This window comes from Ancylobacter sp. (assembly GCF_965229075.1).
GTDB lineage: Bacteria > Pseudomonadota > Alphaproteobacteria > Rhizobiales > Xanthobacteraceae > Ancylobacter.
Genome location: NZ_CBDDIO010000001.1, coordinates 1,056,897 through 1,070,878 on the forward strand (window position 1 = coordinate 1,056,897; position 13,982 = coordinate 1,070,878).

Here is a 13,982-nt window from a genome sequence, read left to right on the forward strand (position 1 = left end):
GACTTACGGGAAACGCCCTCTCCTCGTCGGGAGAGGGCTTCCGTCCAGCGGTAGGGCTCGGTTCACGAGCCGATGACGCCGCCATCCTTCTTGGTGATCACCATGACGGCCGGTCGCACCGGCATGTCCTCCTTGAAGTCCGGCCAGCGGGTAGAGAGGTCCTCGTAATAGGACGGCCGGCCGAACGGCGCCCAGTCGGTGCCGCCATCGCCGGGGTGCTGCACGGCGACGAAGGCGGTGCGGTCATCCGGGGTGAACAGCGGGCCGCACAGCTCGGCGCCCACCGGCACGCGGAAGAACAGCTTGGAGGTCGCGCGCGCGCCACCTTCCGTGTCTACCGCCCACAGACCATCCGTGCGGCCGGTGTCCTTCGGGCTGTTGCCATCGGTCGACACCCAGAGCCGGCCGGCGGAATCGACCGCGCAATTATCCGGCATGCCGAACCAGCCATTGCGGGTGGTGTCGGTGGAGAAGGACGCGCCGACGGAGGCGACCGAGGGGTCGCCGCATTTCAGCAGCACTTCCCATTTGCCCTTGGTGGCGGCGAAATCGCCGTCCGCCTCGGCGATCTCGATGATATGGCCGAAGGCGTTCTTGGCGCGGGGATTGGCGGCGTCGACCTGCTCGTCCTTGCGACGGGTATTGTTGGTCAGCATCACATAGACCTTGCCGTTGACGCCGTTCGGCTGAACGTCTTCGGGGCGGTCCATCTTGGTGGCGCCGAGCAGATCGGCGGCGCGGCGGGTCTCGATCAGCACGTCGGCCTGGCTGGCGAAGCCATTGGCGGCGGTCAGCGGGCCTTGGCCGAACACCAGCGGCATCCATTCCAAAGCGCCGTCGGCGTCGAACCTGGCGACATAGAGGGTGCCGGAATCCAGCAGGTCCATGTTGGCGGCGCGGTCATTCGGGTTGAACGTGCTCGAAGTGACGAATTTGTAGACATAGTCGAAGCGCTCATCGTCGCCGAGATAGAACACGACGCTGCCATCCCGAGCAACGATCGACTCGGCGCCCTCATGCTTGAAGCGGCCGAGCGCGGTGCGCTTCTTCGGCACCGAATTGGGGTCGTTCACATCGACTTCGACAATCCAGCCGAAGCGGTTCGGCTCGTTCGGTTCCTTGGCGAGGTCGAAGCGGGGGTAAATTTTGCCCCACTCATAGGCGCCCTCCGGCACGCCATAGCGCTTGTAATTGGCGGCCTCCTTGTGGCCCTCGGGCAGCTTGCCGAGGAAGTAGCCGTGGAAATTCTCCTCGGCCATCACATAGGTGCCCCAGGGCGTGACGCCGCCGGCGCAATTGTTGAGTGTGCCGAGAACCTTGGTGCCGGTCGGGTCTTCCGTCGTCATCAGCCGTTCGCTGCCGGCAGCCGGGCCGGTGACCTGCATCGGCGTGGTGGCGGTGATGCGGCGGTTGAGCGCGCCGTCGCGCACCACCTGCCATTTGCCGTCGACCTGACGGATTTCGACGACGGTCCCGCCATGCGCGGCCATTTCGATGTCGACGCGCGCCTTGTCCGCCGGCGCCGCCTTCAGCTTGCCATCCGTGACGCTGACGATGCCCGGGAACATGAGGTGCTCATTGGTGTATTCATGATTCACCACCAGCAGGCCATGCGCGGACGAGCCGCCGAGCGGGATGAAGCCGACATAGTCGTTGTTGTAGCCGAACTGCCGGCGCTGGGCCTCGGCGCTCTGGTTCTTCGGGTCGAAGGCGGGGGAGTCCGGGAAAAGCGGGTCGCCCCAGCGCAGCAGGACCTCGGCGTCATAGCCTTCGGCCACATGATGGGTTTCATCGACGCCGGCCTCAACCTCGACGAAGCGGAAGGCCGAACCATTGGCCGCAGCGCCATCCATGGCTGCCTGCGCCTTCTCGGCGGTCAGCAGCGCCGCCGGGCCGACAGTGGCAGCGATGGCGGAAACGGCGAGCGAACCCTTCAACAGCCCGCGACGGGAGAAGCGGAGCGAGATCAGCTCGCCCATGGTCGGGTTCAGCGTCGGGTTGCTGCCCGCGCCGTCGGCCTCTTCGAGCAGGCTGGTGCGGAAGGGCGATTCGTGTACGGGGGCGAGGGAGTTGTCGGTCATGGGGGGCTCCGGCAATCTGTCACGCTCCGGGTTGGAAGCGTTCCAGACAGCTAGTTCCGCAACGTCACATACCGATGACGCCGGCGCCGCACGAGCATCAGTCTGTCATAGGATAGCCCGGTGACCTACTCTTCTACCCGCAGCCAGCCCGACGGGGCGAGGCGTTCTTGCGGCAGGAAGCGCCGCTTGTAGCTCATCTTGTCCGACCCCTCGACCCAATAGCCGAGATAGACGAAAGGTAGCCCCATCGCCTTCGCCTTGGCTATGTGATCGAGGATCATATAGGTGCCGAGCGAGCGGCTGATTTCTTCGGGATCGTAGAAGGAATAGACCATGGACAGGCCGTCCGCGAGCACGTCGGTCAGCGCCACCCCGTAGAGCGCGCCCTGGCCGCGCCCGCTGACCGCCGTGCCCGCCCCGTGGCGGCGATATTCGATCAGCCGGGTGCGAACATGGCTGTCCTCCACCATCATGGCGTAGTCCAGCACGGTCATATCCGCCATGCCACCATCGGAGTGGCGGCTGTCGAGATAGCCGCGGAACAGCGAATACTGCTCGGCGGTGGGGATGGCGGCGCGGATGTCACCGATGAGATCGGCATTGGCCTGGCGCACGCGGCGGAAGCTGCGCGTCTCGCGGAAATCATCGACGCAGACGCGCACCGAGACGCAGGCGCGGCACTGCTCGCAGGCAGGACGATAGGCAATGGACTGGCTGCGCCGGAAGCCGCCATGGGTCAGCACGTCATTGAGCTGCGTGGCGCGCTCACCGACCAGATGCGTAAAGACCTTCCGCTCCAGCCGGCCCGGCAGATAGGGGCAGGGCGAGGGAGCGGTCAGGTAGAACTGCGGTGTGTCGCGCGAATGTTCGGTCACGGCGGGTTCACATTGCGAAGGCGGCAAGGATCGCGCGACGCGGGCGCGACGTCAAAGCCTGGCTGCGCCCTTCAACGCGAATGTCAGCGATAGCCGCGCAATTCGCCGGCCCGTTCGTCATTATTGGTGACGACGGTGCCGATGATGAAGTCGTGCGCCAGCCGCTTGCGGCGGTTGAGCAGACCAATGACGGTGACGAAGGGCGTGAACACGCTCACCGACACCCAGAACAGCACCAGGCTGACCACCGCGAGCATCGGGGTCATCGGCGCGCCGTGCCACAGCCGCATCTCAAGGCCCATGGCCCGCATGCCGATGGTGGCGGAGCGCGGCCCGCCGAGCGTGATCCCGACATAGACGAGCGCCCAGACCACATAGCCGGGGCCCAGCAGGCTGAACAGGAACCAGCCAAGGCCAAACGTGAGGAAGCCAAAGACGAAGATGAGCAGCGCCGCCATGCCGACCGGCACGCAGATCAGCACCGTGTCGATGATGAAGGCAATGAAGCGCCGGAACAGCACGCCGCGAAAATATTCCGGCTCGACGAGCGGATCGAAGGCATAGGGCCGCACCGCCCCGTCATCGCTGGTGTCGAACATGCCGGTTTCCTCCCGGAGCGTCAGGTGGGGGCCGTTTGCGGTGCCGACAAGGTCACCGCGCCGCTCGCGGTCAGCTGGCGGACTGCCAGTCCACCCGCACCACATCCATGCCGTTCTCGATCAGCGCGCGGTACACCTCGTCGGCATGGGCGCGGTCGCGCGTTTCCACGGTCACGTCGAGCCGGGCGCCCTTGGCGTGCACGTCGAGGAAATGGCGCTTGTGCTCCACTTCGAGAATGTTCGCCCCGAGGCCACCGAGCAGGCTGGCGATGATGCCGAGTTCGCCGGGCCGATCGAGCATGGAGAAGCGGAAAGAGACGATGCGCTCCTCACGCTCCAGTTCGCGCATCATGATGGACGCGACAATGCGCGGGTCGATATTGCCACCTGAAACAACCAGCCCGACCTTGCGGCCGCGATAGCGGTCGGGATCGGCGAGCAGAGCGGCGAGGCCTGCCGCGCCAGCGCCCTCGGCCAGCGTCTTCTGCTGGGTCAGGAACAGATTCACCGCCCGCTCGATGGTCGGCTCGCCCACCAGCACCACGTCCGACACCAGAGCCGAGACAAGCTCGCGCGTCAGCGTGCCCGCCTGCTTCACCGCGATGCCTTCCGCCAGTGTCGCGCCCTCACAGGGCAGCGACTGCTGGTGCAGCGCGTTCCACATGGAGGGGTAGAGCCGGGTCTCGACGCCGACGATCTCGATGTCCGGCCGCATGTCGCGGGCGGCGACCGCCATGCCGGAAATCATGCCGCCGCCACCGACGGGCACCAGAAGCGCGTCCAGATCGGGCGCATCCTCCAGCATCTCGGCGGCGATCGAGCCCTGACCAGCGATCACATGTCGGTCATCATAGGGGTGGACCCAGACCAGATGTTCGGACTGGGCGATGCGGTCGGCTTCTTCCGAGGCGTCGCCGACGGATTCGCCGTGCAGCACCACGCGCGCGCCATGCGCTTCGGTGGCGGCCACTTTCACGATTGGCGTGTGTTTGGGCATCACGATGGTGGCGCGGATGCCGAGCCGGGCCGCGTGATAGGCCACCGCCTGCGCATGGTTGCCGGCCGACATGGCGACGACGCCGGCGGCGCGCTCCTGCGGCGAGAGGCTGGAGAGCTTGGTGAGCGCGCCGCGCTCCTTGAAGCTCGCCGTGACCTGCAGGTTCTCGTACTTCACATAGACATGCGCGCCCGTAATCGCCGAAAGGCGCGGCGCCGGCAGGGTAGGCGTGCGCAGCACCGCGCCATCCAGCAACTTGCGTGCGGCGGCGACATCGGCGGGGGTTACGGGCAAAGTCATCGAACCACTCAGAATTCTCGCGGCGAAGGTGCCGCACGCTGGAGAAGGCCTCCCGGCCGCAGAATGAGAACGGCCACCAGAAGGGAATAGATCACCACATCGCGATACGCGATATCGAAGGCGGACGACCACACGATTTCGACGCCGGCGACGAGAACGGCGCCCAGCAGCGCGCCCGGCACGGAGCCAATGCCGCCAATAATTGCCGAAATCAAGGCTTTGAGCGTCATTGACAGCCCGTCGCCGGGTGTAATCGTTCCATAGGCCACGACCATGGCCACTCCCGCAAGCCCGGCGCAGCCTCCCGCCAGGGCAAAAGTCGCCGCCACGAGACGAGGAACGTGCACGCCGACCATCGCCGCCATTAGCGGATCGTCGGCATGGGCGCGCCAGGCACGTCCATAGCCGGTGAAGCGGATGAGGCCGAGCAGCAGCGAAATGCCGCTGAGCGTCAGCCCGGCGGCGAGCAGCTGCGCCGGCGTCACGGTGGCGATGAAGCCGGCTTCGCCCGCCAGATAGATCGGCCGGTTGAACAGGGCCGGCAGCCAGTTCTCGCGCCCGGTGGAGGTGAGGCGGAACAGCTCGGTTAGCACGATGGCCACGGCCAGCGTCGCGATCAGCACCGGCTGCGGCGACCGGGCGCGGGCGATGATCGGCACGATCACGATGCGTCCGATCACCCAGCTCAGCAGCGCCGCCCCGGCGACACCGGCGAGCAGCGCCGCCGTCAGGCCTGCCGGATCGATCCGACCAAGGGCGCCCGCAAGGCTGAACGCCACCAGCATATAGACCCCGCCGGCCACGGCGATCTCGCCAAAGGCCAGGTTGATCCGGCCGAACAGCCCATGCACCAGCGCGAAGCCAGACGCGATGAGCCCATAGACGCCCATCATCACGATACCGCCCAGCGCCTGCTGCAGCCAGTACGCCCCCTGCGGGCCGACGCGGAGAAGCGGGCGTCCACCGACCTCGCTCCGATTATCCTCCAGCCACCAGCGCTTGAGGATGTAGAGCTTCACCTCACCCAGCGGCCGGCCATCGGCAACGAGCGCGACGAGATCGAAGCGGCCGGCGCCGGTTTGCGCGGCGAAGTGGCAGAGGAGTTCATGCGGGGCGCTGCCGAGGGCGGAGCGGGTACGGTAGCTGTAGCGCAGCGCCGCCGGATCGCTGCGCAGCGGCGCCAGCTGCGTCTCGGTGATCTCGGTGTCGTCGTCATGCAGCGCGACCGCCGCCGCCCGGCAGAGCCGGGCCTGATCCGCGTCGATCACGGAGCCGCAGCCCGCGAGCAGCAGGGCGAGGCCGAACATCATCAGTGACAGCCGCAAGCAACCCTGCGGGTGGCCGACCATGGCGGCGGCGCCCGCCGCCGTCAGGCTTCGCGGGCGAGCTTTTCCGCCACGCGCGGGGCAAAATAGGTGAGGATGCCGTCGGCGCCGGCGCGCTTGAACGCCATCAGGCTTTCCATCATTGCCTTCTCGCCGTCAAGCCAGCCATTGCGGGCGGCGGCCTCGATCATCGCGTACTCGCCCGACACCTGATAGGCGAAGGTCGGCAGGCCGAAGGTCTCCTTCAGCCGGTAGACGATGTCGAGATAGGGCAGTCCGGGCTTGACCATCAGCATGTCCGCGCCCTCCTCGATGTCGAGCGCCGCCTCGCGCAGCGCCTCCATGCCGTTGGCGGGGTCCATCTGATAGGTGCGCTTGTCGCCCTTGAGGCAGCCGGTGGAACCGACCGCGTCGCGGAACGGGCCGTAGAAGGCGGAGGCGTATTTGGCGCTGTAGGCGAGGATCTGCGCGTCGTGGTGGCCTTCGCCGTCGAGCGCCCGGCGAATGGCGCCGACGCGCCCGTCCATCATGTCCGAGGGGGCGATGACATCGGCGCCGGCTTCCGCCTGCACCAGGGCCTGCTCCACCAGCACGGCCACCGTCTCGTCGTTGAGGATGCGGCCCTGCGTGTCGAGCAGGCCGTCATGACCATGGCTCGTGTAGGGGTCCAGCGCGACATCGGTGATGAGGCCGATCTCCGGCACGGCGTCCTTGATTGCCCGCAGGGTGCGGCAGACGAGATTGCCGGAGTTGAGCGCCTCGCGCCCGTCGGCCGTGCGCAGCACCGGGTCGGTATAGGGAAAGAGCGCCAGCGCCGGAATGCCGAGCCGCGCCGCCCGCTCCGCCTCGCGCACCGCTTCATCGACGCTGAGTCGTTCGACGCCCGGCATGGAGCCGATGGCGGTGCGCTCGCCATGCCCGTCCTTGACGAAGATCGGCCAGATAAGGTCCGCGACGGTGAGCGTGTTTTCACGCAGCAGCTGGCGCGCCCATTCAGATTTGCGGTTGCGCCGGGGGCGCTGCAGCAGATCGAGCTTCGACGAGGAATCCGGCCGGCCGGAGGGCTCGGGATGGACGGGGCGCGGACGGGCGAAGGGAATGGTCATGGACATGCTCGCGAAGACGCTCGGCGGTGAACCGGATCCCGCCGCGTCGCCTCCGGCGCGGCACTTTCGAATGGTTATAGCTCCATACGACGCCGCGCGCGACCTCTTCACCCGTGTGATTGCGTATAAGCCGGCTTTCAAATCGCGGGGCATGTTGACGCGGCGGGGGCGCCAGGGGACGTGCGGCTTTGCGGACGGCGCGGAAAAGCCTAAGTGGCAGGGCACGGAAAGCGGCGAGGCAGGATCGACGTGACAACGGATATCGGCATCAGCTTCGAGCAGCGCGGCGCCCTCGGCCTCGTGACGCTCGACCGTCCCCGGGCGCTGAACGCGCTCGACCATCCGATGGTGCGCGCCATGGACGCGACGCTGCGCGCTGGATCGATGATCCCACGATCGCCCATGTGGTGCTGCGCTCGGCGCATGAGCGGGCGTTCTGCGTCGGCGGCGATGTGCGCGCCATGGCCAAGCTCGGCCGTACCGGCCGCAAGGAAGAGGCGCGGCAGTACTGGCGCGACGAATATGCGCTCGACTATCTCATCGCGCGCTATCCCAAACCCTTCGCCTCCCTGGTGGATGGGCTGTGCTTCGGCGGCGGATTCGGACTTTCCGGCCATGGGCGCTACCGCGTGGCCGGCGAGCGTCTCGGCTTCGCCATGCCGGAGGTCGCTATCGGCCTGTTCCCCGATGTCGGCGGCACCTTCGTGCTGCCGCGCCTGCCGGGCTGGAGCGGCACCTGGCTCGCCATGACCGGCGCGCGCATCGGCATGGCCGATGCGGTGGCACTGGGTCTCTACACCCATCACATTCCCGTGGCGCGCTGGCCCGGGCTTATCGATGCGCTGGTGGCCGGAGACGTGATGGAGGCGGTCCTCGCCCGCGAGGTGGTACGCCCGCCGGCGCCGGACCTCGCCAGCCTCTACCCGCATATCGACCGCATCTTCGCCGGCGGCTCCGTGGCGGCGATCGTCGTTGCCCTGGAGAAGGTAGGGGAAGGCGAGGGCGAGGTGGCAGACTTCGCCCGGCTGCAACTCGAAACCATCCGCCGCGCCTCGCCGACCAGCGTGCACATCGCCTTCCAGCAGATGCAGCGCGGGCTCGGTTGCGATCTCGCCGGCTGCCTCGGCCTCGAATTTCGGCTGGTGACGCGGCTGCTTGACCGGCCGGACTTCTTCGAGGGGGTGCGTGCGCTGCTGGTGGACAAGGACCAGAAGCCGCTCTGGCAGCCGTCCCGGCTGGAGGAGGTCGACTCGTCCGCCATCGCCGCGCTGTTCGATACGCCGCTCGACGACGAATTGCTGCTTGCCTGAGCGCGATTTGGAGTATGCAAGCGGAATGAGTTCACCCTACGACCCCATCGACGCCACGCTCGGCCCTGCCGGCGCCCGCATGCCGCTGTGGCAATCGCGTGTGATCCTCTATCTGCGCTGCCTCGCCGGCTTCCTCATGGTGAAGACCGTTTACAGCTGGACGCTGATCTGCGGCGTCTGGGACGGCGACATGAGCCGGTTCGAGATGATCTCCCTGGCCGCCAAGTCAGCGGTGATCTGGGCGGCGATCATGAACCCGGTGGCCGCCGTCGGCCTCTGGCTCGGCGCCTCCTGGGGGGTGGTGCTCTGGCTGGTGACGGCGATGGTGCAGATTCTCATCAACGCCTCCGCACCCGAAGGCGTCGGCCGGTTGATGATCGTGGCCGCGCTGGAGACCATCCTCGTCGCCGGCTACGCCTTCCTCACCTACAAGGCCGCGCGCGAGAGCGAGCGCTGACGCCCGCTCTTCATCTTTCGTTAACCCGTTGCGGTGACGAAGGATTCAGCCTGTCGCTTAAACCGATCTTAGCTCCGCCGCCGCGAGACTTGCCGCCTCACGAGAGGGAACCAATCCCCACATCTGAGACCGGGGTACGAGCCATGCGCGCAGGTCAGGCGGCCAATGTCGTCAGCATCAACGAGGCCGGGGAGGAGCGTCGGGAATCGATCCGTCCGCTCTACCGGGAAGCCGTCACGCTGGTGGAACGCCTCCACCGCCGGCTGCTGGATGTCGTGAAGGACGAACTTGACCGGCGCGGCCGCGAGGACATCAACGCCGTGCAGGCGCTGCTCCTGTTCAACATCGGCGATTCCGAGCTGACCGCAGCCGAGCTGCGCACCCGTGGCTATTATCTCGGCGCCAATGTCTCCTACAATCTGAAGAAGCTGGTCGAGACCGGCTTCCTCGACCACCGCCGCTCGCGGGTCGACCGGCGCGCGGTGCGCATTCGCCTCACCGAGAAGGGCGTGGAGGTCCGCGACATCGTCGAAGGTCTCCACGCCAAGCATCTCGTCACCATCGAACAGATCGGCGGCATCGGCCCGCAGGAGTTCCAGCAGCTGAACAAGGCGCTGAACCGGCTGGAGAGGTTCTGGACCGACCAGATCCTCTATCGGCTCTGATCGGCCCTTCACCGGCTAGCGCTGAAGGAAGCCTTCCAGCGTGTTGGCGACATTGACGCCGATCGCCTCGACCGCATAGCCGCCCTCCATCACGAACAGGGTCGGCCGGCCAAGGGCGGCGATGCGGGCACCAATCTTCAGGTAATCCGGGCTGTCGAGCAGGAACTGCGAGATCGGGTCTTCCTTATAGGTGTCGACGCCCAGCGAGACGATCACCACATCCGCGCCGAAGGCCTCGATCCGCGCGCAGGCCGCGTCCAGCGCCGCGCTCCAGCCGATATAGTCCGTGCCCCAGGGCAGCGGGAAGTTGGCGTTGAAGCCCTCGCCCGCGCCGGCGCCGGTCTCGTCGGCAAAGCCGAGGAAATAGGGGAATTCCTGCAGCGGATCGGCGTGGATGTTGCACACCAGCACATCCGGGCGATCATAGAAGATCGCCTGCGTGCCGTTGCCGTGATGGTAGTCGACATCGAGGATGGCGACCCGCGCCGCGCCACGGTCACGGAAGCTCTCCGCCGCGACGGCGGCATTGTTGATGAAGCAATAGCCTCCCATCGTGCCGGCATGGGCGTGGTGGCCCGGCGGGCGGCACAGGGAGAAGGCGGACTTCTCGCCGCCGGCGACGAGATCGACGCCGGTCAGGGCGATATCAGCCGCAGCCTGCACCGCGTCCCAGGTTCCTGCGACGATGCAGCAGCCGGCATCGAAGGAATAATGGCCGAGCTTGCCGTCAATGGTCTTCGGCACGATGTCCGTGCGCATGCCGGGCGCGCGCCAGAAGCTCGGCAGGGCCGGAAAGTCGCGCCCGTCTGCCGTCCACAGCTTCCAGGCCTCACCGAGGAAGCGCACATAGTCCTCGTCATGCACCTTCATCAGCGGGTCGAGACCGTGCGCCGCCGGCTCGATCAGCGTTCCGAAGGGCCGCTCGCCGATGGCGTTGAGAATCATCGCCACCCGCTCGGGCTTCTCGAACGCCGGCACCACCCGGCCGTTCATCAGTTCGACATGGCCGGAATGGCCGAGATGGCGCGGCGAGTGAATGATCTTCATGGCAGGATCCGGATTCGCGGAAAGATGAGGGCGCGACGATACGCGCCGGTCCCGCGCGCTGTCATCACCTCAGGACGCCGGTGTCGCGCCCTTCCGCTGCGGCTGCCGCCTCAGTGCAAGGCACCCTTGCGGCCGCGTGCTTTGAAAGACGGGGGTGCTGTGCTAAGCGACCCGCCTCGATTTCGCGGTCGGCACGCCGCCGGCCGGGAGGCATCGCCACCGCCCAGGGAGGCCGGTCTATGTCGTCCGAAGCTCACGCTTCTTCCGCTGAATTCACCAACCGTTTCTTCTCGGCGCCGCTCTCCGAGACCGATCCGGAGCTCGCCGGCGCCATCACCGCCGAGCTCGGTCGCCAGCGCGACGAGATCGAGCTCATCGCGTCCGAGAACATCGTCTCGCGCGCCGTGCTCGAAGCGCAGGGCTCGGTGCTCACCAACAAATATGCCGAGGGCTATCCCGGGCGCCGCTACTATGGCGGCTGCCAGTATGTCGACGTGGCCGAGCAGCTCGCCATCGACCGCGCCAAGAAGCTGTTCGGCGCCGGTTTCGCCAATGTGCAGCCGCATTCCGGCGCGCAGGCCAACACGGCGGTGTTCTTCGCCCTGATGCAGCCGGGCGATGCCTTCCTCGGCCTCAACCTCGCCGCCGGCGGTCACCTGACCCATGGCGCGCCGGTCAGCCTGTCGGGCAAGTGGTTCAAGCCCATCCCCTACAATGTGCGCCGCGACGACCAGCGCATCGACTATGAAGAGGTCGCCAAGCTCGCCGACGAGCACAAGCCGAAGGTGCTGATCGCCGGCGGCTCGGCCTATCCGCGCCATATCGACTTCGCGAAAATGCGCGAGATCGCCGATTCGGTCGGCGCCTATCTCATGGTCGACATGGCGCATTTCGCCGGTCTGGTGGCGGGCGGCGTGCATCCGAACCCGGTGCCGCACGCCCATGTGGTGACCACCACCACCCACAAGACCCTGCGCGGCCCGCGCGGCGGCATGATCCTGACCAATGACGAGGACCTGGCGAAGAAGTTCAACTCCGCCATCTTCCCCGGCATCCAGGGCGGCCCGCTGATGCACGTGATCGCGGCGAAGGCGGTCGCCTTCGGCGAGGCGCTGCAGCCGGAGTTCAAGGTCTACGCGAAGAACGTGGTCGAGAACGCGAAGGCGCTGGCGGAAAACCTCAAGGGCCACGGCTTCGAGATTGTCTCCGGCGGCACCGACACCCACCTCATGCTGGTGGACCTTCGCCCGAAGAAGCTGACCGGCAAGGTGTCGGAAATCGCGCTCGGCCGCGCGCACATCACCACCAACAAGAACGGCATCCCGTTCGATCCCGAGAAGCCGTTCGTCACCTCGGGCATCCGTCTCGGCACGCCGGCGGGCACGACGCGCGGCTTCGGTGTGGCCGAGTTCCAGCAGGTCGGCGACATGATCGCCGAAGTGCTCGACGTGCTCTCGCAGAAGGGCGTCGACGAGGATAGCCTCGTGGAGGCGGCGGTGCGCGGCAAGGTGGCCGATCTGCTCGCCCGCTATCCGCTCTACAGCTGAGGCCCAACGATGCGCTGTCCTTACTGCGGAAGCCTCGACACCCAGGTCAAGGATTCCCGTCCCACCGAGGACAGCGCCGCCATCAGGCGCCGCCGCATCTGCCCGGATTGCGGCGGCCGCTTCACCACTTTCGAGCGCGTGCAGCTGCGGGAACTCACCGTCCTGAAGCGCTCCGGCCGCCGCGTGCCGTTCGACCGCGACAAGCTCGCCCGTTCCATCGAGGTGGCGCTGAGGAAGCGCCCGGTCGAGCCGGAGCGGGTGGAGCGCCTGGTCTCCGGGCTGGTGCGCCGGCTGGAAAGCATGGGTGAGAGCGAGATCACCTCCGAAATGATCGGCGAACGGGTGATGGAGAGCCTGAAGCAGCTCGACGATGTCGCCTATGTCCGCTTCGCGTCGGTCTACCGCAATTTCCGCGAGGCCAAGGATTTCGAGACCCTGCTGGGCGAGCTGGAGCCGCGTCTCGTGGAAGGCGGGGCGAGCGACGATGTGGCCGCCCGCCGCCCCCGCGACCCCGGGCTCGACGACTGATGCCCGATCTTCGAGTCCGCTGCGCCGCGCCATGACCGCATCCGCCACCGACGACTCTCTGATGGCGGCCGCGCTCAGCATCGGCCGGCGCGAGCGGGGGCACACCTGGCCCAATCCCGCCGTCGGGGCGCTCGTCGTGCGCGAGGGTCCGCGCGCCCCGCTGGTGCTGGGCCGGGGCTGGACCTCGCTCGGCGGACGCCCCCATGCCGAGCCGCAGGCGCTCGCACAGGCTGGGGAGGGCGCGCGCGGCGCCACGCTCTATGTCACGCTGGAGCCCTGCTCGCATCATGGCGGCACGCCGCCCTGCGTCGATGCGGTGCGCGCGGCGGGAATCGCCCGCGTGGTCGCGGCGGTGCAGGACCCCGATTTCCGCGTCGCCGGCCGGGGCTTCTCCATCCTGCGCGAGGCGGGAATCACGGTCGATGTCGGCACTGGCGCGGCGCAGGCGCTGATCGACCATGCCGGCCATATCCGCCGCGTTACCGAAGGGCGCCCGCACATCATGCTGAAGATGGCAGTGTCCGCCGATGGCAAGGTGGGGCTCGCCGGGCGTCGGCCGGTCGCGATCACCGGCCCGCTTGTGCGTGACCGCGTCCACATGCTGCGCGCCACCCATGACGCGGTGCTCACCGGTATCGGCACGGTGCTGGCGGACGATCCGCAACTCACCTGTCGCCTGCCGGGCATGGCGCACCGGTCGCCACTGCGCATCGTGCTCGACGCCGACCTGCGGCTCTCCCCGACCAGCGCGCTCGCCCGCAGCCTCGCCGTCGCGCCACTGTGGATCGTCGCCGCCGAGGACGCTCCGGCGGCACCCGAGGCGATGCTGGGCGGAATGGGCATCGAGGTGATGCGGGTGCGGCGCCGACCCGAGGGCGGATTGGCGCTCGACGAGGTTGTGAAGCTGCTGGCTCTGCGCGGCCTCACCCGGATCATGATCGAGGCAGGCCCACGTATTGCCGCCTCCTTCCTTGCCGCCGGGTTGGTCGACGAGGTGAACCTGTTCGAGGCGCCGACGCTTCTGGGGTCGGACGCGCTGGACGCGCTGGAGGGACTGCCGCTTTCCGCGCTCGATGACTATCTCTGCACGGTGGATGAGGAACAGCAGGGCGGTGACCGCCTGCGCATCATGAGGCGTCGCTAGA

The 13,982-nt window shown here is 67.5% G+C and carries 14 protein-coding genes; 7 read left to right on the forward strand and 7 right to left on the reverse strand.

Annotation, left to right across the window (positions count from 1 at the left end; all coding sequences use genetic code 11):
- Positions 1–62: 62 nt before the first annotated feature.
- The 6 genes from ACO07Z_RS05240 to hemB all read right to left on the reverse strand — a co-directional run bounded on the left by ACO07Z_RS05240 (position 63) and on the right by hemB (position 7,283).
- On the reverse strand, positions 63–2,081 hold the full coding sequence (locus ACO07Z_RS05240; protein WP_421697706.1) for a PhoX family protein: 2,019 nt from the start codon (positions 2,079–2,081) through the stop codon (positions 63–65).
- A 125-nt stretch (positions 2,082–2,206) separates the two neighbouring features.
- Positions 2,207–2,956 (reverse strand): arginyltransferase, encoded by a 750-nt coding sequence (locus tag ACO07Z_RS05245; RefSeq protein ID WP_421697707.1) that lies wholly within the window; start codon positions 2,954–2,956, stop codon positions 2,207–2,209.
- A gap of 83 nt (positions 2,957–3,039) precedes the next feature.
- The gene (locus ACO07Z_RS05250; RefSeq protein ID WP_421697708.1) at positions 3,040–3,555 is read right to left on the reverse strand and encodes an RDD family protein; all 516 of its coding nucleotides are present in this window, start codon (positions 3,553–3,555) and stop codon (positions 3,040–3,042) included.
- A 70-nt stretch (positions 3,556–3,625) separates the two neighbouring features.
- Entirely contained in the window at positions 3,626–4,852 is a 1,227-nt protein-coding gene (locus tag ACO07Z_RS05255) for a threonine ammonia-lyase (protein WP_421697709.1), read from the reverse strand.
- Positions 4,853–4,860: 8 nt separating this feature from the next.
- Complete coding sequence (locus ACO07Z_RS05260) at positions 4,861–6,177, reverse strand: branched-chain amino acid ABC transporter permease (RefSeq protein ID WP_421697710.1); 1,317 nt, start codon at positions 6,175–6,177, stop codon at positions 4,861–4,863.
- A gap of 44 nt (positions 6,178–6,221) precedes the next feature.
- Positions 6,222–7,283 (reverse strand): porphobilinogen synthase, encoded by a 1,062-nt coding sequence (gene hemB, locus ACO07Z_RS05265; RefSeq protein ID WP_421697711.1) that lies wholly within the window; start codon positions 7,281–7,283, stop codon positions 6,222–6,224.
- On the opposite strand from hemB, the gene ACO07Z_RS05270 reads away from it, so the two are divergent.
- From ACO07Z_RS05270 to ldtR, 4 genes are all read left to right on the forward strand, one after another.
- Complete coding sequence (locus ACO07Z_RS05270) at positions 7,282–7,536, forward strand: hypothetical protein (RefSeq protein WP_421697712.1); 255 nt, start codon at positions 7,282–7,284, stop codon at positions 7,534–7,536. The genes hemB and ACO07Z_RS05270 overlap by 2 nt on opposite strands.
- A 151-nt stretch (positions 7,537–7,687) precedes the next feature.
- A complete protein-coding gene (locus ACO07Z_RS05275) occupies positions 7,688–8,593 on the forward strand; it encodes an enoyl-CoA hydratase/isomerase family protein (RefSeq protein WP_421697713.1) in 906 nt (301 codons plus the stop codon).
- 25 nt (positions 8,594–8,618) lie between these two features.
- Positions 8,619–9,050, forward strand: a complete 432-nt coding sequence (locus tag ACO07Z_RS05280; protein WP_244376701.1) for a DUF6163 family protein — start codon at positions 8,619–8,621, stop codon at positions 9,048–9,050.
- A gap of 143 nt (positions 9,051–9,193) precedes the next feature.
- Positions 9,194–9,715 carry a transcriptional regulator LdtR gene (gene ldtR, locus ACO07Z_RS05285; protein ID WP_244376700.1) on the forward strand — a complete coding sequence of 174 codons (522 nt, stop codon included), beginning with the start codon at positions 9,194–9,196 and terminating at the stop codon, positions 9,713–9,715.
- A gap of 15 nt (positions 9,716–9,730) precedes the next feature.
- On the opposite strand, the gene ACO07Z_RS05290 is transcribed toward ldtR, so the two are convergent.
- Positions 9,731–10,762, reverse strand: a complete 1,032-nt coding sequence (locus tag ACO07Z_RS05290; protein ID WP_421697714.1) for a histone deacetylase family protein — start codon at positions 10,760–10,762, stop codon at positions 9,731–9,733.
- A gap of 239 nt (positions 10,763–11,001) precedes the next feature.
- On the opposite strand from ACO07Z_RS05290, the gene glyA reads away from it, so the two are divergent.
- From glyA to ribD, 3 genes are read left to right on the forward strand one after another with little or no spacing between them, the layout of a single operon-like run.
- The gene (gene glyA, locus ACO07Z_RS05295) at positions 11,002–12,309 is read left to right on the forward strand and encodes a serine hydroxymethyltransferase (RefSeq protein WP_244376698.1); all 1,308 of its coding nucleotides are present in this window, start codon (positions 11,002–11,004) and stop codon (positions 12,307–12,309) included.
- 9 nt (positions 12,310–12,318) lie between these two features.
- On the forward strand, positions 12,319–12,837 hold the full coding sequence (gene nrdR / locus ACO07Z_RS05300) for a transcriptional regulator NrdR (RefSeq protein WP_421697715.1): 519 nt from the start codon (positions 12,319–12,321) through the stop codon (positions 12,835–12,837).
- A 31-nt stretch (positions 12,838–12,868) separates the two neighbouring features.
- Positions 12,869–13,981, forward strand: coding sequence for a bifunctional diaminohydroxyphosphoribosylaminopyrimidine deaminase/5-amino-6-(5-phosphoribosylamino)uracil reductase RibD (ribD, locus tag ACO07Z_RS05305; protein WP_421697716.1), 1,113 nt, complete (start codon positions 12,869–12,871; stop codon positions 13,979–13,981).
- The last annotated feature ends 1 nt before the right edge of the window (position 13,982 follow it).